Source organism: Polaromonas sp. YR568, assembly GCF_943369415.1.
Classification (GTDB): Bacteria; Pseudomonadota; Gammaproteobacteria; order Burkholderiales; family Burkholderiaceae_C; genus Polaromonas.
Genome location: NZ_CALRNF020000019.1, coordinates 1 through 22,170, shown reverse-complemented (window position 1 = coordinate 22,170; position 22,170 = coordinate 1). Strand labels below are relative to the sequence as shown.

The following is a 22,170-nucleotide window of genomic DNA, read 5'->3' as shown; positions in this document are numbered from 1 at the left end:
TTCAATCCGCATGCGGCCTGCCCTGATCATCCCCTTGTAGCCCGCCGCCAAACTTTATTCATGCCACCAGCCCACACTGCCGACACCGCTGTCCCGCCTGATGCGCTGTGCTGGCGGCAGGCCATGGCCGGGCTGGCCGAGGCCATTGAAGCGCGCGGCGTGCACCCGGCCGAATGCGTCGTGCTGCTGCCCTATGCCCAGCTGATCCAGCAGGCGCGCCAGGCCTGGGCCGCGCAGGCGGGTGAGACCTTTTTTGTCCCGCGCTTTGAAACCACCATGAACTGGGCCGGCGGCCTGGGCGGCACGCTGGGCCTGTTCACGCCCTCGGGCGACGATCTGCGCATGGATGTGGCGGTCGACATGCTCACGGCCGCTTCGCTGCTGGGCCGCGCCGGGCTGGGCAACCAGCAGGATGCGCTGGCCGGCCGGCTCGTCGAGGCCGCCTGGAGCCTGGCCGGCGTGGCCGCCGCCGTGATGCCGGCCAGGCGCCGCGCCTGGAGCGAACGCCTGGCGCAGACACTGGGCGCGGGCCTGGATTCACCGGTACTGGCGCTTGAGGCCGCGGTGGGCCGCATCGCACTGGCCTGGGCCTCGGCTTCGGCGTATCCGACGGACCGGCTGTTCCAGGCCCAACCCCTGCTGTTTGCCGTGCTCGAAGGCTTCCAGGCCGATCCGCTGACCGAGGCGCTCAAGGCGCATTTCGGTGACCAGTCCCTTTCCATCCCGCTGTGCGTGGGCTTTGAGGCCGGCCTGCCGCCGGCACTGCATGCCGCGCAGGATGCCGAAGACGAAGCCGGCCGCGCCGCCGCCTGCGTGCTGGCCCATCTGGCGCAGGGGCGCAGCCCGGTCGCCCTGATTGCACAAGACCGCCAGCTCACGCGCCGCGTCGGCGCCATGCTGGCCGAGCGTGGGATCGCCATGCGCGACGAAACCGGCTGGAAGCTGTCCACCACACGCGCCGCCGCCGGCCTCATGAGCCTGCTGCGCGCCTTGCCCTGGGATGCGTCCACCGACGCGGTGCTCGACTGGCTCAAGAACGCGCCGGCTTTTGAGGGCATGCTGGTGACGGCGGCCGAAACCGAATTGCGCCGCGTCGGCGTGCGCGCCTGGCGCGACCTGCCGGCCTTTGCCGCCGAAGACATCGTGCCGCCGGCCTTCATGGCGACGCAGCCGCTGGCCTTGCAGGCCAACGCGCTGCGCGCACCCCTGGCCCGCGCCCGTCCGCTCGCGGTGTGGCTGCGCGACCTGCGCGCCGCGCTGCAGGCGGCCGGGCAGTGGGATGCGCTGGCGCAGGACGAGGCCGGCCAGACCGTGCTCGAAGTGCTGCGCCTGCACGAGGGCGCCGAGGCTGAATTCGAAGCCTCGCCGGTGATCCGGCTCAACGACTTCAGCCAGTGGGCCAACCAGGCGCTGGAAGGCGGCAAGTTTGCGCCACTGCATCCGCCGGCCGAGCAGGTCGTGATCCTGCCGCTGCCGCAACTGCTGGGCCGGCCCATGCGCGCCGTGGTGCTGCCCGGCTGCGACGAGATCCGCCTGCCGGTGTCGCCCGAACCCGTCGGCCCGTGGACCCCGACCCAGCGCGAACTGCTGGGCCTGCCCTCGCGCGAAACCCTGGCCGCCGCGGCCCGCCAGGCCTGGCATTACGCCTTGCAGGCGGCGCAGGTGGACGTGCTCTGGCGCACCAGCGAGTCGGGCGAGCACCTGATCCCCAGCGGCTTTGTGCAGGAACTGCTGCTGGCGCGGGACGAAATGCAAACCGAAGCGCCGCTTGCCGCCGATCCGCGCAGCCTGCGCGCCGTGGACATCGCGCCCACGCCGCACCCCTTCCCGACCGGCGAGGCCTTGCCTGTTACCAAGCTCTCGGCCAGCGCCTATGAAGACCTGCGCCGCTGTCCCTACCGTTTCTTTGCGCTGCGCCAGCTCAAGCTGCAGGAGCCCGAAGAACTCGAAAGTGAACTCGGCAAGCGCGACTTCGGCAACTGGCTGCACGGCCTGCTGCGGCATTTCCATGAGGCGCTGAAGGCGCAACCCACCGATGACCTGAGCACCCGCGTCATCATGATGAACGCGGCGGCGGACCGCGCGGCACAGGAACTGGCACTCACCGAAAGCGAATTCCTGCCCTTTGCCGCGGCCTGGCCCGGCGTGCGCGAAGGCTACCTCGAATGGCTGGCGGGGCACGAGGCCACCGGCGCCACCTTTGACGAAGCCGAGGTCTGGCGTGAAATGCCGCTGGGTGAACTCACGCTGCTCGGCAAGCTGGACCGCATAGACCGCCAGCCCGACGGCCACGCGCTGCTGGTGGATTACAAGACCGAGCCGCGCGCCACCACGGCCGAGCGCATCAAGAACGGCCAGGAAGACACCCAGCTCGCCTTCTACGCCGCGCTGATGAGCGACGACACGCTGGCCGCGGCCTACGTCAACCTCGGCGAAAAAGAGCCCACCAAAACCTATGAGCAGGCCGAGATCGTGGGCCTGCGCGATGAACTGATCGATAGCATCCTGACCGACATGGCGCGCATCGCGCGCGGCGCGACGCTGCCGGCGCTGGGCGAGGGCAAGGCCTGCGATTACTGCGCGGCGCGCGGTTTATGTCGCAAAGACTTCTGGAGTTTGGACGAGAACGCCACGGCCGGGAAGGAAGGCGCATGACCCCACCAGCCCACACCTTGATCGCCCACGCGGCCGCCTACGAATGCAACGGCGAGCCGGTCTCGGCCGAGGCGTTTTATGCGATTGCCTGCGACCCGCGCCGCAGCGTCGCGGTCGAGGCCTGCGCCGGCGCCGGCAAGACCTGGATGCTGGTGTCGCGCATCGTGCGCGCCCTGCTGGACGGCGCCACGGCCGCGCCGGGGCAGCAGGTCTTGCCGCATGAAATCCTGGCCATCACCTTCACCAAAAAAGCCGCCGGCGAAATGCGCGAGCGCCTGGACGACTGGCTCAAGGCCTTTGCCCATGCCGACGATGCGACGCTGCAGCGCGAGCTTGAAATGCGCGGCGTGCAAGTCGACATCAGCGCCAAAGGCCTGAACGCCGCGGCGCAGGTGCGGGAGCAACTGTCCAACCTCTACCGCTCCATCCTCGCCAGCGGCCGCTCGGTGCAGATACGCACCTTCCACAGCTGGTTCGCGGCCTTGCTGCGCAGCGCGCCTGTGGCGGTGCTGCAGCGGCTGGAGCTGCCCGTCAACTACGAACTGCTGGAAGACGACGCGCCCGCGCGCGCGCTGGTCTGGCGGCGCTTTTATGCGGCTGTCGCGGCCGATGCCGCGCTCAAGGCCGACTTCGAGGCCGTGGTGCTCGCGTACGGCCGCTTCCAGACCGACAAGGCCCTGCAGGCAGCGCTCGACAAACGCACCGAATTCACGCTGGCCGACGAGAAGGGCGTGATCGCCGCCTCGGTCCAGCCCTTTGCGGCGCAGTTCACCGAATTCGGCGGGCTTGACGAGCCGGAAGAGCTGCTCAGCACCAACCGCTTTCACCGGCAAACCCTTCGCGATGCCGCCATCGCGCTGGGCCGCGCCAGCGCGCCGACTTTTTCGGCCAAGGGCGTCGAGCTGGAACAGGCGCTGACCGCGGGCGACATCCCGGCCGCCATGGCGGCTCTGCTGACCGAAAAAGGCACAACGCGCAAGTTCGGCGAAAAAATCATCGGCATCGAGCAGGTGCGCATTGCCCAGGACCTGGTGCTGCGCGTGGCGGCGGCGCGCCAGCAGCACGACGCCTGGCAGTACCAGCAACGCCTGGCACGCCTGACCCGCGTGTTGATCGCGCAGTTCACTGCCCTCAAACGCGAACGCGGCTGGGTCGACATGAACGACGTCGAGCGCGCCGCGCTGCTGATGCTGGCCGACCCCGTTCTCTCGGGCTGGGTGCAGGAGCGGCTGGATGCGCGCATACGCCACCTGATGATCGACGAGTTCCAGGACACCAACCCGCTGCAGTGGCAGGCGCTGTATGCCTGGCTCATCGGCTACTCGGGCGCGGGCACGGCGCCCAGTGTGTTCCTGGTGGGCGACCCGAAACAAAGCATTTACCGCTTCCGCCGCGCCGAGCCGCAGGTCTTCCGCGCCGCGCAGGCTTTTGTGGTGCACGGCCTGGGCGGCGATCTGCTGAGCTGCGACCACACGCGCCGCAATGCCGAGGCGGTGATAGACACCGTCAACGCCGCCATGGCCACGGCGCGCGAGGCCGATGGTTATGACGGCTTTCGTGAACACACCACGGCCTCGGGCCTGGCCGGCGCCGTGGGCCGCCTGCCGCCGGTTCCGCGCAACAAGGACGAAGAAGAAGCTTCGCCGCTGGCCGCCGGCTGGCGCGACAGCCTCACCGTGCCGCGCGAACTGCCCGAAGAAACCCTGCGCACACGCGAAGCGCGCCAGGCCGCCGCCTGGATCTCGGAGCAGATCGCCGGCGGGCTGCGGCCCCAGGACGTGATGGTGCTGTCGCGCAAACGCGCCGGCCTGTTGCCGCTGCAGGACGAGTTGCGCGCGCTGCACATTCCCGCGCAGGTCGGCGAAAAAACCGAACTCATCGACTGCTGCGAAGTGCTGGACATGGTGGCGCTGCTCGACGTGCTGGTCTCGCCCCAACATGATTTGTCTTTGGCGCGCGCGCTGCGTTCGCCGCTCTTCAGCCTTTCCGATGACAACCTGGTGCAGCTGGCCCTGCTGCAGCGCGAGCACGGCGCGCCCTGGTACGAGCTGCTGCAAAAAGAAGAACTGCTGACGCCCGAGTTGCAGGGCCTGGGTGAAATCCTCGCGCGCTGGAAAAGCTGGCTCGACAGCCTGCCGCCGCACGATGCATTGCAAGGCATTTACGACGACGGCGACGTGCTGGCCCGCTTTGGCGCCGCGGCGCCGGCCGCGCAGCGCGGCGCGGTGCTGGCCAATTTGCGCGCGCTGCTCGGCGTGTCGCTGGAGCTGGACGGCGGCCGCTATGCCACGCCTTATGGTTTTGTGCGCGCCCTCAAGGCCGGCGGCACGCAGGCGCCGGCCACCGTCAGCAGCGAGGCGGTGCGCCTCCTGACGATCCACGGCGCCAAGGGCCTGGAGGCCGACGCCGTGCTCCTGCTGGACACCGACACCGTCGAGCGCAACGCCGACAGCATGGGCGTGCTGGTCGACTGGCCCGGCGAGGCGACCGAGCCGCGCAAGTTTGTCTTCCTCGTCAGCGAAAGCCGGCCGCCGGCCTGCGCCGCCGACACCCTGGCCGCCGAGCAGGCCGCCCGCAAGCGCGAAGAACTCAATGCGCTGTACGTGGCGCTCACGCGAGCGCGCCACACGCTTGTCATCTCTTCCATAGAACCCTACCGCGCGACCACCGAAAGCTGGTGGCAGCGCCTGCAGGGCCTGCTGGGCGAACTGCCCGCGCCCGTGGCCGATGAAACCGCCGGCCTGCGGCCTGACGCGGCCGATGCCGGCGTGTTCTACCTCGCCGAATTGCCGGAACTGCCTGAAAGCCTGATGCCCGAACCGCCCGCCGTGGACAGGCTTGATGAAGACTCCCTGAAGGCGCGCGAAGGCAAGGCCATGCACCGTTTGCTCGAATGGGGCGGTGCGCTCTCGCCCGAGCAGGTGGCGGCTGCCGCGCGCGAGTTTCGCCTGAGCCCGGCACAGGCCGCGCAGTCGGCCGCGCTGGCCGGCCGCATCCTGGCGGGTGAGGGTGCCTGGGCCTGGCGAAGCGAGGCCGTGGCCTGGCAGGGCAATGAGGTTGACCTGGTCTATGCCGGCCAGGCGCTGCGGCTGGACCGCCTGGTGCAGCGCAAGGACGCCGGCCACGAGGGCCACTGGTGGGTGCTCGACTACAAGTCGGCCGTCGCCCCGCAGCTGCAGCCCGCGCTGGTCGCGCAACTGCAGGCTTACCGCGCGGCGGTGCAGCGCATTTACCCCGGCGCGCCGGTCAAGGCGGCTTTTCTCACGGGGCAGGGAACTGTCGTCGTGGTTGACTGATCTCACCGGGCCTGTCCGGCGCACATCCCGATCACTTTCCGATCACCTTCCAATGACATGCCGGCTGAAAGGCACCCTGATGTTTAACTTCAAATTCAAGTCCCTGACGGTCTCACTGGCCTTGCTGGCCGCCGTTCCCCTGGCGATGGCGCAGGTGCCCGCCAACCCCACGCTGCGCTTGCGCGCAACGATTGAAAAAGTCGATGCCACCAGCCTTACGGTGAGGGAGCGCAGCGGCGAAGTCATCACGCTGGTGCGGCCCGTCACGATGGACGTCGCGGAAGTCTTTCCGCTGGCGCTGGCCGACATCAAGCCCGGCAGCTACATCGGCACGGCCGCCATGCCGCAGGCCGACGGCAGCCAGCTGGCGCTTGAAGTGGTGGTGTTTCCCGAGTCGGCGCGCGGCACCGGCGAAGGCCACCGCCCCTGGGACCTGCTGCCCGACAGCACCATGACCAACGCGACCGTGGCGGATCTCGCGATGGCGCCCTCGTCGGTGCCCGGCGGGCAAAAGCTCACGCTGCGCTACAAGGACGGCGAAAAAACCGTCATCGTGCCGCCCAATGCGCCGGTGGTGTCTTTCAAGCCCGCCAAGGCCGATGAGAACGTGCTGCTGGTGCCAGGCGCCAAAGTGATGGTCACCGCGCAGGAGCGCGACGGCAAGCCCACCGCGTTGCGCGTGATCGTCGGGCGCAACGGGTTTGCGCCGCCTATGTAAGGGATGTTGTGAGCATGCACCGGCGCAAGGCCGGTGCTGCAAGATCAAGTCAGGAGGCGGCCGTCAAAGCCCACCACGCCGACGTCGACAAAGGTGCTGCCCACGCGGTTGCCGTTGCCGTAGTTGACGCGCATGCCGCCCAGGTCGAAGTTGGTGATGCTGTCCAGGCCGTTGATCAGCGCCTCCCGCGTCACCTTGGCGCCGCCGCGGCGCAGGCCTTCGGCCATGACCTTGGCGTTGACATAAGCCTCGAGGCCGAACAGCGTGAAATCCTTCCAGCCGCTGGCCTGCATGTCGGACTGGTAGCTGCGCACCAGCGTGTTCTTGGCCGAGGCCGGCGAGGGCACGATGATGGCAAAGCCCACGCCGCGCGCCCGCTCGCCCATGGCGGTGATGTTGACGGCGCTGGCCGCGTTGGACAGGCCGTAAACCGTGCTGGTGCCGCCCGCATCGCGCAGGGCTTTCACGAACAGCGGCGCCACGCCCGACAGCACCATGATGACCACTTGCGGCTGCGCCTTGGCGATCGCCTTGGCCGCGGGTTCCACGTCGGTGCTGGTGTTGGTGGGCGTGGTGGTGATGATCACCGGCTCCAGCTTCACCTCGGCCATGACCTTCTGGAAGGACGCCAGGATGGACAGGCCCAGCGGGTCCTTGGGGTGCACGATGCCGATGCGCGTGGTGCCCAGCGTCACGGCGGTGTGGATCAGTTTTTCGATTTCGGCGTCAAAGGTGGCGCGCACCCAGAACACATTGGGTGGGCTGTTCTTGCGCACGGCGGCGGCGCCGGCCACTGGGCCGACCACCGCGAAGTCGCGGATGCTCTCGACGATGGCCGCGCAAGGGCGCGTGCCCAGGGGGCTCAGGATGCCGAGGATGGAGCTGTCGGCCTGGAAGGCCTGTGCGTTGGCCTTGGCGAGGTCGGGCTTGAACTGGTCGTCCGCGGTCACCAGTTCAACCTTCGCGCCGTTGATGCCGCCGGCCTTGTTCAGGGCGTTGAAGTAGGCCGTGGCGCCTTTGACCAGGTCGCCGCCTATGCCTTTTTCAAGGCCGGTCTGGTCCACCGTGGTGCCCAGGCGCAGGGTGCGGGACTGGGCCCACGACGGCGCCGCGAATACCGCTGCGGCCGTTCCGCATTGCTGAAGAAAGCGCCGGCGGGCGGAGGTAAGGGCGGTCGGCTGGTTCAAACGGGTCTCCGGTAGGTAGTGCGCAATGCGGGTGCGATGATAAGTGCACGAATGGTAAGCATGCCAATGGTATGTACGCTTACAAATGCTAGCATGGCGTGTGCAGGGCTTTGGTTGAAAAAATGAAGTTCGCACAACAATTTTTGTCGCTGGTGCCAAGTTCCGCTATTTCAGTAGGTTGTTGGTATTAACAGCCGGCATCTGTGGCCGCCATCTGTTGTTGCGAGGCAATAGCACCCTGATTTCCCCGCGCTGCGCCGGCCGGAACCACGGGCCTGCCTCGGCCCTGTAATAATTGGTCCCTCCCGTTCCCTGGAACAGCGTCTGCCCTTGACGCTCGCCGTTCGCCTCTTGCGAGCGTTTTCGCTCTTCCGGTTTTCCGGCTTCCAGCCTTTTGTTTTCCCGCCTAACCTGTGACCGCTTCGCGCGGAAACCCCTTGACCCCTAGCGCATCACCTCCCGAACCAACCCCCGCCGCCGCACTGCGTGTGGCCGTCATAGGCGGCGGGCCCGCCGGCCTGATGGCCGCCGAAGCCCTGGCCGGCGCCGGCACGGCCGTGAAGGTGGAGGTCTACGACGCCATGCCCTCGGTGGGACGCAAGTTTTTGCTGGCCGGCATTGGCGGGCTCAACCTCACGCATTCCGAGCCGCCGCAGATTTTCCTGGGCCGTTACGGCGAGCGCGCCGCGCAGCTGCAGCCCTTGCTGGCCGCCTTCGGCCCGGCCGACCTGCGCGCCTGGGCCGAAGCCCTGGGCGTGGAAACCTTTATCGGCAGCTCGGGCCGGGTGTTTCCCAAAGACATGAAAGCCGCGCCCCTGCTGCGCGCCTGGCTGCAGCGCCTGCGCCAGGCCGGCGTGAAGTTTTCCATGCGGCATCGCTGGCTGGGCTGGGCCGACGACGGCGCGCTCAACTTCTCAACGCCCACCGGTGAATTGCGGGTAGAGGCCGATGCCGTGGTGTTGGCCCTGGGCGGCGGCAGCTGGGCGCGGCTCGGCTCCGACGGCGCCTGGGTGCCGCTGCTGGCCGCGCGCGGCGTGGCGGTGGCGCCTCTGCTGCCGGCCAACTGCGGCTTTGACGTTGCCGCGCGGCCCGACAGTCCCGCGCAATTGCAGGAAGCCGCGGCCGAACCCGGCGAAACCCGCCGTGAATTCCTGCAGGAACTCATAGGCAAAAGCCCGCAGCCGCACACGGGCTGGACCGAACATTTCGCCAGCCGCTTTGCCGGCCAGCCATTCAAGTCCGTCGCCATCCATTTCACTGATTCGCGCGGCCGCGGCTTCAGCCGCAAGGGCGAGTTCATCGCCACCGCCACCGGCGTGGAAGGCAGTTTGATATATGCCGCGTCCAGCCTGCTGCGCGACGAGATCGCCGCCCATGGCGGTGCCACCTTCATGCTTGATTTGCTGCCTGACAAATCGGCCGAGCAGGTGCTGGTCGAGGTGCGGCACCCGCGCGGCTCGCGCTCGCTGTCCAGCCACCTGAAAAGCCGTTTGAGCCTGGACGGCATCAAGGCCGCCATGCTTTATGAACTGCTGGGCAAGGACGCCATCGCCGACCCGGTGCGCCTGGCCGCCGGCATCAAGGCGCTGCCGGTGCGAGTGACGGCGACCCGGCCCATCGACGAAGCCATCAGCACCGCGGGCGGCGTGATGTTCGAGGCCATGAACCCGCAACTGCAATTGCAAAACCTCAGCGGCCCCGGCCAGCCCGTGTTCTGCGCCGGCGAGATGCTGGACTGGGAGGCGCCCACGGGCGGCTACCTGCTGACCGCCTGCTTTGCCAGCGGCCGCGCGGCCGGGCAGGGCGTCATCGCGCACTTCGGCCTGTAGTCAAACACCTGAAAAAAGAGAGGACCCCATGATTGTTCGTTTCCACATCGAACCGATGATGCAGGAAGAGTTCGAGTACCGCGTGAGCTACGAAGGTGAAGACCTGTATGCCGACGCCGGCCTGGACAGCGTCGAAGCCTGCATCGTCGCCGCCACCGAAGGCCTGGGCCAGGACGCCATCGCGGCCGAAGTGGCCTACAAGGGCATCATCAGCGGCACGTATGCGCTGGCCTCGCTGGCGCTGGCTTCGGCGCAGATCGCCCAGCACGCCCTGCAGACCACAGAAGCGATTGAAGAAGCCGCCGGGTAATCCTGGGTAGGCCAAAAAGCCTCACCACCCTGGAAACCGGCTTTCCTCCGTTTGTGCGCTAGCGCACATACCGCAGAGCCTTTACTGCCTATACTCCGAAGACGGTGCGAGACCTCTGCCAGAGGCCGACTCGAAGCCAGATCCGCCCGGAGTCCGCAAATCAGCCTTTCCCCCGACCCCAAAAAGAATCAACTGCTGGCCGCCTTGCCGGAGGCAGAGTGGCAGCGCTGGGCGCCGCAACTGGAGTGGGTTGACATGCCGCTGGGCCAGGTGCTTTATGAATCCGGCAGCACGCTGGACCATGTGTACTTCCCCGCCACGGCCATCGTCTCACTGCTCTACGTGATGGAAAACGGCGCCTCCGCCGAAATCGCGGTGGTCGGCCATGAAGGCGTGGTCGGCATCTCCCTCTTCATGGGCGGCGAATCCACCACCAGCCGCGCCGTCGTGCAAAGCGCCGGCCAGGGCTTCCGGCTCAAGGCCGAAGTCATCAAGGAAGAGTTCAAGCGCGCGCCGGTGCTGCACCTGCTGCTGCGCTATACGCAAGCCCTGATCACGCAGATGGCGCAGACCGCCGTGTGCAACCGCCACCATTCGCTGGACCAGCAGCTGTGCCGCTGGCTGCTGCTGAGCCTGGACAGGCTGCAGGGCAATGAACTGGTCATGACGCAGGAACTCATCGCCAACATGCTGGGCGTGCGCCGCGAGGGCGTCACCGAAGGCGCGCTCAAGCTGCAAAACCTTGGTTTCATCCGCTATTCGCGCGGCCGCATCACCGTGCTGGACAGGCCCGGCCTGGAGCAGCGCACCTGCGAATGTTATGCCGTGGTCAAGAAGGAATACGACCGGCTGCTGCCCGAAAAGCTCGCGGTCTAGGCGGCCGTTTGCGGCCTGTGTTCGCCGGCGCATGGTGGCGCCGGCGGCATCTCGTGCATACTGAGCCACCGAATTGAACTGACGACAGTAGCGCGGCCTTGTCCATGACCCGGCACATCCGGGAGTCCGCTACATAGGAGAGCCGCTTTGGCCTCTGTCGAAAACCACCTCATTGAGCTTCTCCCTCGCAAGGAGCGCCTGCGCCTGCTCGCCCTCTGCGAGCCCGTGCAACTCACGCTGGCCCAGGTGCTGTGCGAGCCCGGCAGCCCCACGCGCCACGTTTATTTTCCCGTCGACAGCTTTATTTCCCTCGTGGCCCTGGTCGAAGGCAGCCCCGGCGTCGAAGTCGGCATGGTCGGCCGCGAAGGCATGCTGGGCGCGCAGCTCGCGCTGGGCGTCGTCACCGCGCCGCTGCATGCGGTGGTGCAGGGCGCCGGCGGCTCCTGGCGCATAGGCACGCCGGCCTTCCGGCGCGAGCTGGCGCGCAGCCTGCCGCTGCAGCGCGGCCTGGACCGCTACCTCTACGTGCTCATGGCGCAGCAGGCCGCCTCGGCCGCCTGCCTGCGCTTTCACCAGACCACCGAGCGCCTGGCCCGCTGGCTGCTGATGAGCCAGGACAGGGCCCATTCCGACCACTTCCACGTCACCCACGAATTCCTGGCCTACATGCTGGGCATGCGCCGCGTCGGCATCACCGCCGCCGCCAAGGCCCTGCAGCGCAGCGGCCTCATCGAATACCACCGGGGCGACGTGACCGTGCTGGACCGCCCCGGCCTGGAAGCGGCCACCTGCAGCTGCTACGCGACGGACCGCAAAACCTACGCCCAGTTGCTGCACTGACGGGAACATGCCGGCAAGGTGCGGGCGCCATGGTGATATTTACCGCCGGCAGTGTGCGGTAGCGAACCGACGAAAGCCTCCGGGGCGGCCTAAAAAGGAGGCATGGCGACATGCCATGCGCTCCCCGACTTTCAGCGAGGCTCACCATGATCCGACTAGCTTCCTCACCGGCTCCCAACCTCAAGCTGCTGGCGCGCTCCGCGCTGACCATGCTGAGTTCCTCGCAGCTCATGAAAGAGTCCAACTGCGAGATCCCCGCCACCAGCGCCGCCGCGCTCGACATCCTGCGCGACTGGGCCAAGGGAAGCGGCGAGGGCACTGACGACGTTCATCTCGGGCCCATCCTGGAACGGCAACTCGAACCGCTGGTGCCCGACCATCCACTGGACATCGCGGTCGCCGACTGGGATGTGCTGTTTCGCGCCGTCAAGATCAGGCTCATGCTCAGCGTCGGCGAAAAACTCGCGGCGTCGGTACCCCCCTCACAGGCCGGCGAGGCCGCCGAGCTGGTTCAGTCCATCGTGCTTGAGTGCGTAAGCGCCTTGAACCAGTTGCACCTGGCGCTGACCCATGAACGCGGGCGGCGCGACCCTTCTGCCGCGCTGGCACCCGGTGTGCAGGTCACCCGGCAAGCCGTCTTCAACTGATTTTTTCTTTTCCGGGTTGGGCCTGGGTCAGGCCGGCTTTGAGGCGACCGGCAAAGGCATGGACGGCCGAAAGGCCTCCAGGTGCGCGATGATCAAATCCGTCACCGCCATTCCATCCAGCGAGCTCAGCGCAAAAAAAGCCACCGAATCGGCGTGCCCGGCCTGCGGCGCGTATTGCTGCGACAGCACCTGCCGCAAATAACGCGCGCGCGGTTTGCTACCCTGTACCTCATACACCAGGGCATCGTCGGCAAGTCCCACTTGCAGCCCATGAAGCGGGCCCCCTATGCAGGTCATCAGCATTTTGTTGGTTGTCTCCGTTCAGCTGACTGTATACGGATGGGGCGCTTGTGGCTATGGCTCTTTCGGATGGCGGCGGCTTTGCTGGCTGGGTGGCGGGGCAAACCTAGAATGGTTCCGGCAGCTCAAAGGCCGTAAGCCGTCTCCACCTTCACAGGGCAGGTCCGTCCAAGCTTCATCCAATGAAACCTTATTCCATCCTCTTCGTCTGTATGGGCAACATCTGCCGCAGTCCCACCGCGCACGGCGTGTTCCAGCAGAAGGTCATTGACCGCGACCTCGCCGGCAAGGTCCAGGTCGATTCGGCGGGCACGCACAACTACCATCCCGGCAACCCGCCCGACGAGCGCTCACAGGCGCATGCATCCAGGCGCGGCTATGACCTCTCGGGCCTCAGGGCCCGGCAGATTTCAGAGGCGGATTTCGCGCGCCATGACCTGATCCTGGCCATGGACTGGGACAACCTAGCCCTGATCCAGGAGGAATGTCCCGCCGAGCATCTTCACAAAGTGCGCAGGCTCACGGAGTTCTGTTTGACGCATGACAGCCCTGTGGTGCCGGATCCTTACTATGGCGGCAAGGATGGCTTTGAGCATGTGCTGGACCTGGTGGAGGATGCCTGCGAGGGGCTGCTTCGGCACGTTGAGCGGCGGCTGTAGCGTGCGAGGTATCCCTCAGGCCCCTGTTTCCCATTCGCCCATGCAGTGGAGGATGTCCAGCTTTCCAGGCAGGCTTACGGTGCGTCCACCGCCGCCATTTCCTGTTCCGGTCGAACAAAACGGCGCCGCACCCATTGCAGCAGGTCGTCAACGTAGGTGAACACCACCGGTACCACCAACAGGCTCAGCACGGTGGACGTGAGCAGGCCGCCAATCACGACGATGGCCATGGGCTGGCGAAAGCTTGGCTCCGCGCCCAGGCCCAGGGCGTTCGGCAGCATGCCCGCGCCCATGGCCACCGTGGTCATGACGATGGGCCGGGCCCGCTTGTGGCAGGCGTCGATCAGCGCATCCAGCCGGCTCACGCCGCGCTCGCGCCGCGCCATGATGGCGTACTCCACCAGCAAAATCGAATTTTTGGTCACGACACCCATGAGCATCAGGACGCCGATCACCGCCGGCATCGAGAACGCCTGGTGCGATACCCATAATGCGATCAGCGCACCACCCATGGCCAGCGGCAGAGCCGACAGGATGGTGGCGGGCTGCATGAAGTCATGGAACAGCAGCACCAACACGGCGTAGATACAGAAAATGCCGATGGCCATTGCGACGCCGAAACTCTGGAAGAGCTCGGACATACGCTGCAATTCGCCTTGTTCCACGCGTTTGACTCCCTTGGGCAGGTTCTTCAGCGCCGGCAGTTCCATCGCCTCCCGCTGGACTTCACCCAGTGCGCGCCCGCCGAGTTCAACGCTGAGCGTCAGGTTGCGTGAGCGGTCCAGGCGGGCAATCTGGGAAGGGCCGCTGCCCATGGCCATCTCGGCGACGGAGGCCAGGCTTACCGTGCCGCCGCTGCCCTGAACGCGCAATTGGCCCACCGCGCCGAGATCGGTCCGCACCACCGGATCCATCCGCACACGGATCGGGATCTGGCGTTCCGGCAAATTGAGCTTGGGCAGGGCCGTCGAATAGTCGCCGTAGGTGGCAAACCGCACCGCCTCGGCAAGCGATTCCGTGGTCACACCCAGCGCCGCCGCGCGACCGGCGTCCGGCCGGATTTGAATCTCGGGCCGCTGCATGGCGGCGCTCGAGGTCACGTTGCCGATACCCTTGAGCGTGCGCAGCTGGGCCTCCGCCTGCGCGGCTGCGGCGGCCAGCGCCTCCGCGTCATCGCCGGCCAGCGTAATGTCCAGCGACTCACCGCTGCCGCCGCCTCCCACCGAAACCCGCACGCCGGGCAAGGCCCGCAGGGTCTGGCGCATTTTGGCCTCAACGCCCGACTGCTTGAGCGTGCGTTCGCCGCGCGGCACGAGGTCCACCGTGAGCGTCGCGCTGACGACATCGGCTGACGCGCCGGCGCCGCCCATGCCGCCGCCGCTCGCCGCGGTTCCGGCGGACACGAATACCCCGCTTACTTCGGGCAGGCTGCGCAGCAGCACGGCCGCGCGGCGGGCGGTCTCCGCTGTTTCCTCCAGCGTACCGCCCGGGGGCAGCTTCAAACTCACACTGGACTGGGCCTTGTCCTGCGCCGGCAGGAAACCCGTGGGCAGCAAGGGTATCAGTGCGAGCGACAGCACGAAGAACACCGCGGTGGCCAGCACGGTGCCCTTGCGCCGCGCCAAGGTGGTGCGAACCCACCGCAGGTAACGGGTCATCAGCGGCCCGTCCGCGCTGCCGCTGTGGTCGCCGGGCGGGTGAGGCTTGAGCAGGTAGGCGGCCATCATGGGCGTGAGCAGACGCGCCACCAGCAGAGAGGCCAGCACCGCGACCGAGGCGGTGATCCCGAACTGGCGAAAAATCAGGCCCGGAATGCCGCCCATGAAAGCGGTCGGAAGAAACACCGCGACCAGGGTAAACGTCGTGGCGATCACCGCCAGGCCGATTTCGTCGGCCGCCTCCATGGCCGCCTGGTAGGGCGTCTTTCCCATCCGCAGATGCCGCTCGATGTTCTCAACCTCCACGATGGCGTCATCGACCAGGATGCCCACGACCAGGGAAAGCGACAGCAGCGTCACGGTGTTGAGCGAGTAGCCGGCGAGGGCCATGGCGCCGAAGGTGGGGATGATGGACAGCGGCAGCGCGGTCGCCGAAACCAGGGTGGCCCGCCAGTCGCGCAGGAACCACCAGACCACCAGGATGGCCAGCAGCGCGCCCTCGACCAGCAGCAGCATGGAGCCTTCGTAATTCTCCTGGATGGGCGTCACCGTGTTGCTCGCCTCGGCGGTCTTCACTTCCGGGTGAGCCTTTGCGAAAGCGTCCACCGCGGCGCGGACCTCGCGGGCGACGCCCACATCGGAGTAGCCCTTGGAGCGCGTGACCTGGAAACCGACGACAGGCTTGCCGTCGCGGAAGGCGCGCGTACTGCGCTCCGCGTAGGTATCGGTAATGCGGGCGATCTGATCCAGCCGGACGTAACGCCCGTCGGCCAAGGGGATGCTGATGGCCGAGACTTCCGCGGCCGACCCGACCGTTGCGATGGTGCGGGTCGACTGCCGCTGGGATCCGATCTGCCCCTGGCCGCCCGAGCTTTCCTTCTGCACGGCCTTGAGCTGCGAGGAGACAGCCGCGGGTGTGACCCCGAGGCCGGCCATCAACGAGGGATCGAGGTCCACGTGCACCTCGCGATCGACGCCGCCTACGCGCGCCACCGAAGCGACGCCCTTGACGGCCAGCAGCGCCTTCGATACATCGTTATCGACGAACCAGGTGAGATCCTGCTCGTCCATACGGCCCGACTCGATCGTGAAGGTGAGGATGGCCGATCCCGCGGACGCCAGCTTGGAGACGGTGGGGGAGTTCATGCCTGCCGGAAGTTCCGCGCGGGCGCTGTCGACCGCGTTGCGCACTTCACTCAAGGCTTCCTCGCTGTCCTTGTCAAGCTGGAAACTCACGCTGACACTCACCGCGCCTTCGGTGATGGTGGTGGTGATGTGATCCAGGCGTGTGAGCGAAGCGAGCTTGTCCTCGATTTTCCGGGCGACTTCGGTTTCCAGCTGGGCCGGTGCCGCGCCTTCGAGCGAGGCACTGATCTGGATCGTCGGCAGATCCATGTCCGGAAAATCCTGGATTTCCAGGCGCTGGAAACCCAGCACGCCCAGCACCGTGAGAAGGAAAAAAAGAAGGACCGCGGGAACCGGGTTGCGGATGGACCAGGAGGAGATGTTCACTTGGCACCCGCTTTCTGTACTGCCGCCGTGGGCGCTGAAGTCACGGTGACCGGCGCGCCCTCAGAAAGAAAGGCGCCGCCGCTGGCCACCACGCGGGCAGTGCCGTCGAGCCCGGACAGTATCTCTACCCTGTCGCCTTGCCGCCGCGCGGTGGTGACCAGCCGGCTGGCTGCCTTGTTGACGGAATCGACCGCGTAGACATAACTGCGGCCGTCACGCAACACGACGGCGGATTGCGGCAGCGTGAGCGCCGGCATTGCGTCAAGCTCTATCGTGCCGCTGGCGAAGAGTCCCGGCTGCACGCCTTGGCCGGACGGCAGGCTGACATACACGATTCCGCGGCCCGTGGCCGTGCTCAGCGTTGGCGATATCAGGCGCACTTTGCCCTCCACGTTGGTGCCGCCGGGCAGAACGAGGCGGGCGGTCTGGCCCGCGCGCACGCCGGCAAGCTGGCGGGAGTCCAGTTCGGCGCGCCATTCCACACGCCCCTGGCGTACCAGGCGGAACAGTTCGGCGCCGGTATTGACGACATTGCCCAAAATCGCCGACTTGGAGGAGACGACGCCGTCGTCGGCCGCCACGATCCGCGTGTGCGCGAGTTTCAGGCGCGCGCTTTCGACGTCGGCCTTTGCCGAAGCGAACGACGCCGAGGCAGTCGCCTCATTGGCCACGTATTCGTCCATCTTTTGCGGCGCGAGGGCGCCGGCCACATCCACCGATTGCGCTCTTTGCCTGTTCGTGCTGGCCTGGGCTAGGCTGGCGCCGGCCTGTGCCTGCAAGGCTTCCTGCTTGCGCAACTCCGCCCGCAGGGTATCGTCGGCAAGCTCCGCCAGCACTTGCCCGCGCCGGACCGAATCGCCCACGTCAACAAGCAACTTCGCGATGCGCAGGCCCCCGGTTTCGGGGCTGACGATGATCTCCTGCCAGGCGGTCAAGGCGCCGCTGGCCTGCAACTGCTGCGGCCAGCTCTGGGTTTCGGCGGTGACGACGTTCACGGTCAGTGCGCTCACGCCCGGCTCCGTCGCCGTGCCCGAATCGTCCGGTTTCAAGACTTTCCATGCGAGCAGCGCGAGCAGGACGGCGACCGTGATCGTTATCGCGATCACCTGTTTTCGATGGATGTTGAGTTTGTGCTTCATGGCTGGGTCTTTTCTTCGTAAACGGCAATGGCGGGAGGATTTGCCGGGGTCGCCGGCTGCCAGTCCCCTCCCAGCGCCTTGTACAGGGCGATCCAGTACGCGACGCGGTCACGCTGCAAGCCAATCGATTCGATCTGGGCCGCCAGCGCCTGGCGCCTTGAATCTTCCAGTGTCAGCAGGCTGATGGTGCCCGCGCGCCATTGCGCGTCGGCTCCCACCAGGTAGCGCCGGTATTCCTGCGCCGCGCGTTCCGACTGCTCCGTGCGCTTCGCGGCGCTGTCCAGGCGGACCAGCGACTGCTCCACTTCCTTCACGACCGTCCGCACGCTTTGGCGCCAGTCGGCATAAGCCGCTTCGTAGCCGGCCCGCGCGCTGTGGACGGCGGCGCGCGTGCGTCCGCCGTCAAACAGCGGAACGGACAGCGTGGGACCGAAAGACCAGTTGGTCAGTGACGAGGCGAGGCCGGTTGCGGAGACCTTGAGGGATCCCGAAAGCGACAGGCTTGGGTAAAGGTCGGCCTGCGCCACGCCGATGTCCGCGCTTGCGGCGGCCAATTCGCGCTCGCGCGACGCAAGGTCGGGCCGCTGGCGCAAGGCCTGTGCCGGCACGCTTTGCACGTCCAGGCCCGCCGGCTGCGGCAGGCCCGTGCCGCCCTGAGCCAGTTGGTGACGCAGTTCGGATTCGTCGATTCCGGTAAGGTTCACCAATGACTTCACCAGCAGCTCGCATTGCGCTCGTTGCGACAGCCCGGCAGAGGTGGTGCTGGCCAGGCTGGCGCGCGCCAGTGAACCTTCCGTGCCGGCGCTCAAGCCGGCGCGCACCAGCGATTCCGTGGCTTTGGCCGTTTCGCCCATGGAAGCCAGTTCCTGCTCATAGGCGCCGGCGAGCAGGCCGCAGGCGCGGTACTGCACATAGTTGTCCGCCACTTCCGCCGCGAGGGAAACGCGCGCGTCGTGCCAGTCATTCTCGCGCGCCTGCACACGGGCGCGCGCGGATTCGGTGCCGCGCCGCACCTTGCCAAACAGATCCAGCTCCCACGAGGCATCCAGGCTCGCGCTGCGGGCGTTTGCGACTTCGCCGGTTTGCTGTGTGCCGCGCGTCGCCGATGCTTGCGCGTTCAGGCCCGGCAGGCCTGACGCGCCGGCGCTGGACAGCGTGGCGCGCGCTTTCTCGATGTTGGCCCATGCCTTGGCGAGCGTGGGGCTGCCGGATTCCGCGGAAGCCTGGAGCAGCGTCAGCACCGGATCATGGAACTGGCTCCACCAGTCGCCGAGCGCGGCCACGCTGCCGCCATGGGGCAGGGGCCCCTGCCAGGATGCCGCCGTCGCGGGTGCGGGCTGCGCATAGTCCGGTCCGACCGCCGCACAACCGCCAAGCGCAACCGCAAGACCCACGGAGAGAGTGATCGCGAGAATGGAAAAGGCTTGCGGGCCGGTGGTTCGATGGGTTTGCATGCTGCTCCTGGAGGTCAGCAGTCATGGTAGGCATCGCGAGTGTTCGCCAACGTCAGCGAAAGTTAAGCTGGGTAAAACTCCCGCCTTTGCCGCTCGACACCGGAGCTTTCAAGCGATACTGGCGTCGCAATGATTCCGGTCCTGCTCGTTGACGATGACCTCGAACTCACGGCGATGCTGTCCCAGTATCTCGTCCGCGAGGGCTTTGATGTGCGCGCCGTACACGATGGCCAGGCCGGCGTCTGCGAGGCCACTTCCGGTCGCTACGCCATCGTCGTGCTCGACGTCATGATGCCCCGGCTGTCGGGCATGGAGGCACTGCGCCGCATTCGCGCCTTGAGCAAAGTACCGGTGCTGATGCTCACGGCGCGCGGCGACAACGTCGATCGCATCGTTGGCCTGGACATGGGCGCCGACGACTACGTCCCGAAACCCTGCACCCCCGGCGAACTGGTCGCGCGCATCCGCGCCATCCTCAGGCGCACGCAAGCGCGCGAGGCCGCCGCCCCCAATTCCGGGCAGCGTGTATTGCAGGCGGGCGAGCTGGTTTTGTCACCGGGCAATCGCCAGGCGACGTGGCGAGGCATGCCTCTGGAATTGACGGGAACGGAATTTAGCCTGCTCGAAGTCCTTGCGCGCCACGTCGGCCAGCTCGTGAGCAAGCAGGATATTTCGCTGCAGGCGTTCAGCCGCCCGCTGGCCCGATTCGACAGGCGCATTGATGTGCACATCAGCAGCATCCGCCAGAAGTTGGGGACACGGGCAGACGGCGAATCCTGGATCCAGAGTGTTCGCGGTCTTGGCTACCAGCTGCTGGAGGACTGACGGGTATGGGCACGCGCCGCATCGGCCGGCTCTTCTGGAAGCTGCTGCTGGCGCTGTGGCTGAGCATGGTGCTCTCGTTCGCCGGCACCATCGCCTACATCACGCTCACCGGGCAAGCTCCGCCTTCGGACGACGTCGGCACATTCGGTTTTGTGCCGTTCGTGCCGCTGATATCGGCCATTGTCGCCATCCTCATCATCGGCCCGGCGCTGGCGTGGTATCTGTCCCGGCCGTTGCGCCATCTGCGCTGGGCTTTGCGCCGCGCCGCTGAAGGCCGTTTCGACACGCGCGTGCAGCCGCTGATGGGTGGGCGGCGTGACGAGATCGCCGACCTGGCCGGAGAGTTCGACAGCATGGCTGCGCAGTTGCAGCAGGTGACCGAATCGCGCAAGGTGCTGTTGCACGATATTTCCCACGAACTGCGCTCCCCGCTCTCCCGGCTGCAGGCCGCCATCGGCCTGATGCGGCAGGACCCCTCACAGACAGGCGCGATGGTCGAACGTATCCAGCGCGAGAGCGAGCGGCTCGACGTCCTGATAGAGGAGCTCCTCACGCTGCACCGCCTGGAAGCGCCCGCCGGCCTGGTGTGTGAAAGAGTCGATGTGATCGAGCTGTTGCATGCCATCGCCGAAGATGCCGACTTCGAGGCGCGGCCGCTGTCGCGCCAGGTCCATATCGATGCGCCCGGCCGGTTCGTCGCGCAGGTCAACGGCGAACTACTCTACCGGGCTTTTGAAAACGTCATTCGCAACGCCGTCAAATACACGGCGCCGGGCACGCTCGTCGAAATTCACGCGGCGGTCAGCGCCGGTGGCAAGCAACTGGTGGTGACGGTCCTGGATCGCGGCCAGGGAGTGCCGCCGTCCATGCTGGAGAAAATCTTCGAGCCCTTTACCCGGGTCGAAGGGGGCGAGTCGGTGCGCGGGGTGGGCCTGGGTCTGGCCATCGCGCGACGCGCCATGAAGCTGCACGGCGGCCGCATCGAAGCAGGGCTGCGCGACAACGGGGGCATGATCATGACACTCTGCTTGCCTGCTGAGGCGGAGGCCCCGAATACGAACGAAGAATGGTCGAGATGACGCTTGAAGAACTCTGGACCTGAAGCCGTGAGCGGGCTGCGGTTTGGCCTGGCAGCCCCGCAGGTTCAATCCTTCGGCTTGAGCCATGTCTTTCCAGCTTCATACATAAGTCAATGAAGTGACACGTTCAAGTGGTGCAAAACCGCAGCGGGAAGCCGCTACTGGCTTAAAACCCGCAAGAATCGCGGATTTGAGATGAATAAGGTGACGAGCCTTGACCTCACGGTCCAAACTCTCAAACCCAATATCCATGCGGGTTTGCAGACCCTTCCGGTTCCTCAAGTGACACAGTGGAGTGCCACGCGGAACTAATATCATACTGCCGTAGTTGGTCGCTTGTCGGACCGCGCTTTCCTAAAGGAGTTAGCTTCACCGCGTCGCAATGGGTACGAAGCCGAAGGGCTATTTTTGCTTGAAGTCCATCACTCCGATAGAAGCCCGTGTGTCCGGTCGATGTTGTAGCCAGTCAAAATCGATTGCGCTTCAGGCGATGAAACGGTGCCGCAAAAGCTTGAGGTGGGCGCGTTGCGTCTTCGTCCAGGCGTCGATACTCTTCTATGAGCTGGTCAAAATCTTTGGAGTCAACGCCAACCCAAGTAAAGGCAGACTTAAGAGCGCTTAGCCTCAGCCCGCGCATGAAAACCTCACCGCCGCGCCAATGTCTGCGGAATGTTCCGATGGTGGAGTCATCTAGGTTGTGTTGAGTGGCTAAGCGGTGAGCGGCGGAAACGGAACCGGCGTTATCCAGTAATCCGGCCGCAATTTTCTTGACTTCGATCACTGAGGCATGTCCCTCTGCAGCTTCAAGGGCGGTGCGCGCCGCATGCCGCTTCTGTTCCTGCTCCTCTAGGCGTGTTTTTTCCACTAAGACGAAGTCTCCGCTGCGCTGCTCAATTTCGAATTGATTGGCGCATGCTGTGCAATTAATGTGCGGCTCATACCAGAGCGGCCTAGATGTAGGCCAGGAGTGGTCAGGGGTGCATTCGTCAATGCTAAAGGTGCCCGCACCGCATTGGCATGCGCCGGTATATTGCAAGTGTTGAATTCCGCTGAAGTCTGACCCGAGTTTTCCATCGAATATTGACCCACACTCTTTGTGAGCAGAAGGTGCTCACGATGTGGATAAGTTCTTGGTTTTCTCCTTTTTGGGCTGAGTGTGTGGATCTGCCTCAAAGTGCGCCGCTGT

General features: G+C 66.3%; 17 protein-coding genes. 11 read left to right on the top strand and 6 right to left on the bottom strand.

Annotation, left to right across the window (positions count from 1 at the left end; genetic code table 11):
- Positions 1–60: 60 nt before the first annotated feature.
- The 3 genes from ACLV74_RS13340 (at position 61) to ACLV74_RS13330 (ending at position 6,669) form a co-directional block, all read left to right on the top strand.
- Positions 61–2,655, top strand: a complete 2,595-nt coding sequence (locus tag ACLV74_RS13340) for a PD-(D/E)XK nuclease family protein (protein WP_411879875.1) — start codon at positions 61–63, stop codon at positions 2,653–2,655.
- Complete coding sequence (locus ACLV74_RS13335; RefSeq protein WP_411879874.1) at positions 2,652–5,951, top strand: UvrD-helicase domain-containing protein; 3,300 nt, start codon at positions 2,652–2,654, stop codon at positions 5,949–5,951. Before ACLV74_RS13340 ends, ACLV74_RS13335 begins: the two co-directional genes overlap by 4 nt.
- A 79-nt stretch (positions 5,952–6,030) precedes the next feature.
- Entirely contained in the window at positions 6,031–6,669 is a 639-nt protein-coding gene (locus ACLV74_RS13330; protein WP_411879873.1) for a hypothetical protein, read from the top strand.
- A 44-nt stretch (positions 6,670–6,713) separates the two neighbouring features.
- Here the strand turns inward: ACLV74_RS13330 and ACLV74_RS13325 are convergent, their stop codons facing one another.
- On the bottom strand, positions 6,714–7,856 hold the full coding sequence (locus ACLV74_RS13325; protein WP_411879872.1) for an ABC transporter substrate-binding protein: 1,143 nt from the start codon (positions 7,854–7,856) through the stop codon (positions 6,714–6,716).
- A 437-nt stretch (positions 7,857–8,293) separates the two neighbouring features.
- Between ACLV74_RS13325 and ACLV74_RS13320 the strand changes: the two genes are divergently transcribed.
- The 5 genes from ACLV74_RS13320 to ACLV74_RS13300 all read left to right on the top strand — a co-directional run bounded on the left by ACLV74_RS13320 (position 8,294) and on the right by ACLV74_RS13300 (position 12,358).
- On the top strand, positions 8,294–9,685 hold the full coding sequence (locus tag ACLV74_RS13320; RefSeq protein ID WP_411879871.1) for a TIGR03862 family flavoprotein: 1,392 nt from the start codon (positions 8,294–8,296) through the stop codon (positions 9,683–9,685).
- A gap of 28 nt (positions 9,686–9,713) precedes the next feature.
- Positions 9,714–9,995, top strand: a complete 282-nt coding sequence (locus tag ACLV74_RS13315; RefSeq protein WP_411879870.1) for a hypothetical protein — start codon at positions 9,714–9,716, stop codon at positions 9,993–9,995.
- Positions 9,996–10,154: 159 nt separating this feature from the next.
- Positions 10,155–10,871 carry a Crp/Fnr family transcriptional regulator gene (locus ACLV74_RS13310; RefSeq protein WP_411879949.1) on the top strand — a complete coding sequence of 239 codons (717 nt, stop codon included), beginning with the start codon at positions 10,155–10,157 and terminating at the stop codon, positions 10,869–10,871.
- A gap of 147 nt (positions 10,872–11,018) precedes the next feature.
- On the top strand, positions 11,019–11,711 hold the full coding sequence (locus ACLV74_RS13305; protein ID WP_411879869.1) for a Crp/Fnr family transcriptional regulator: 693 nt from the start codon (positions 11,019–11,021) through the stop codon (positions 11,709–11,711).
- A gap of 146 nt (positions 11,712–11,857) precedes the next feature.
- Complete coding sequence (locus ACLV74_RS13300; RefSeq protein ID WP_411879868.1) at positions 11,858–12,358, top strand: hypothetical protein; 501 nt, start codon at positions 11,858–11,860, stop codon at positions 12,356–12,358.
- Between the two features lie 27 nt (positions 12,359–12,385).
- Here the strand turns inward: ACLV74_RS13300 and ACLV74_RS13295 are convergent, their stop codons facing one another.
- Positions 12,386–12,655, bottom strand: a complete 270-nt coding sequence (locus ACLV74_RS13295; protein ID WP_411879867.1) for a hypothetical protein — start codon at positions 12,653–12,655, stop codon at positions 12,386–12,388.
- A gap of 185 nt (positions 12,656–12,840) precedes the next feature.
- Here ACLV74_RS13295 and ACLV74_RS13290 point away from each other — a divergent pair, with 185 nt between their 5' ends.
- Positions 12,841–13,317 (top strand): low molecular weight protein-tyrosine-phosphatase, encoded by a 477-nt coding sequence (locus tag ACLV74_RS13290; RefSeq protein WP_411879866.1) that lies wholly within the window; start codon positions 12,841–12,843, stop codon positions 13,315–13,317.
- Positions 13,318–13,391: 74 nt separating this feature from the next.
- On the opposite strand, the gene ACLV74_RS13285 is transcribed toward ACLV74_RS13290, so the two are convergent.
- The 3 genes from ACLV74_RS13285 to ACLV74_RS13275 are packed head-to-tail and all read right to left on the bottom strand — an operon-like array spanning position 13,392 to position 19,080.
- Entirely contained in the window at positions 13,392–16,487 is a 3,096-nt protein-coding gene (locus ACLV74_RS13285) for an efflux RND transporter permease subunit (protein ID WP_411879865.1), read from the bottom strand.
- Complete coding sequence (locus tag ACLV74_RS13280) at positions 16,484–17,626, bottom strand: efflux RND transporter periplasmic adaptor subunit (protein WP_411879864.1); 1,143 nt, start codon at positions 17,624–17,626, stop codon at positions 16,484–16,486. The genes ACLV74_RS13285 and ACLV74_RS13280 overlap by 4 nt, the downstream gene beginning before the upstream one ends.
- Positions 17,623–19,080, bottom strand: a complete 1,458-nt coding sequence (locus ACLV74_RS13275; RefSeq protein ID WP_411879863.1) for an efflux transporter outer membrane subunit — start codon at positions 19,078–19,080, stop codon at positions 17,623–17,625. The genes ACLV74_RS13280 and ACLV74_RS13275 overlap by 4 nt, the downstream gene beginning before the upstream one ends.
- A 129-nt stretch (positions 19,081–19,209) precedes the next feature.
- Between ACLV74_RS13275 and ACLV74_RS13270 the strand changes: the two genes are divergently transcribed.
- Positions 19,210–19,905, top strand: a complete 696-nt coding sequence (locus tag ACLV74_RS13270) for a response regulator (RefSeq protein ID WP_411879862.1) — start codon at positions 19,210–19,212, stop codon at positions 19,903–19,905.
- A 5-nt stretch (positions 19,906–19,910) separates the two neighbouring features.
- Positions 19,911–20,984 carry an ATP-binding protein gene (locus tag ACLV74_RS13265; protein ID WP_411879861.1) on the top strand — a complete coding sequence of 358 codons (1,074 nt, stop codon included), beginning with the start codon at positions 19,911–19,913 and terminating at the stop codon, positions 20,982–20,984.
- A gap of 466 nt (positions 20,985–21,450) precedes the next feature.
- On the opposite strand, the gene ACLV74_RS13260 is transcribed toward ACLV74_RS13265, so the two are convergent.
- Entirely contained in the window at positions 21,451–22,020 is a 570-nt protein-coding gene (locus tag ACLV74_RS13260) for a hypothetical protein (RefSeq protein ID WP_411879860.1), read from the bottom strand.
- Between the last annotated feature and the right edge of the window lie 150 nt (positions 22,021–22,170).

Excerpts from the sequence above, each read along its gene's own strand:
- ACLV74_RS13270 (WP_411879862.1), top strand. The coding sequence starts at position 19,210 with ATGATTCCGGTCCTGCTCGTTGACGATGACCTCGAACTCACGGCGATG.
- ACLV74_RS13295 (WP_411879867.1), bottom strand. The coding sequence starts at position 12,655 with ATGACCTGCATAGGGGGCCCGCTTCATGGGCTGCAAGTGGGACTTGCC.
- ACLV74_RS13265 (WP_411879861.1), top strand. The coding sequence starts at position 19,911 with ATGGGCACGCGCCGCATCGGCCGGCTCTTCTGGAAGCTGCTGCTGGCG.
- ACLV74_RS13340 (WP_411879875.1), top strand. The coding sequence starts at position 61 with ATGCCACCAGCCCACACTGCCGACACCGCTGTCCCGCCTGATGCGCTG.
- ACLV74_RS13280 (WP_411879864.1), bottom strand. The coding sequence starts at position 17,626 with ATGAAGCACAAACTCAACATCCATCGAAAACAGGTGATCGCGATAACG.
- ACLV74_RS13300 (WP_411879868.1), top strand. The coding sequence starts at position 11,858 with ATGATCCGACTAGCTTCCTCACCGGCTCCCAACCTCAAGCTGCTGGCG.
- ACLV74_RS13290 (WP_411879866.1), top strand. The coding sequence starts at position 12,841 with ATGAAACCTTATTCCATCCTCTTCGTCTGTATGGGCAACATCTGCCGC.
- ACLV74_RS13330 (WP_411879873.1), top strand. The coding sequence starts at position 6,031 with ATGTTTAACTTCAAATTCAAGTCCCTGACGGTCTCACTGGCCTTGCTG.
- ACLV74_RS13335 (WP_411879874.1), top strand. The coding sequence starts at position 2,652 with ATGACCCCACCAGCCCACACCTTGATCGCCCACGCGGCCGCCTACGAA.
- ACLV74_RS13315 (WP_411879870.1), top strand. The coding sequence starts at position 9,714 with ATGATTGTTCGTTTCCACATCGAACCGATGATGCAGGAAGAGTTCGAG.
- ACLV74_RS13275 (WP_411879863.1), bottom strand. The coding sequence starts at position 19,080 with ATGCAAACCCATCGAACCACCGGCCCGCAAGCCTTTTCCATTCTCGCG.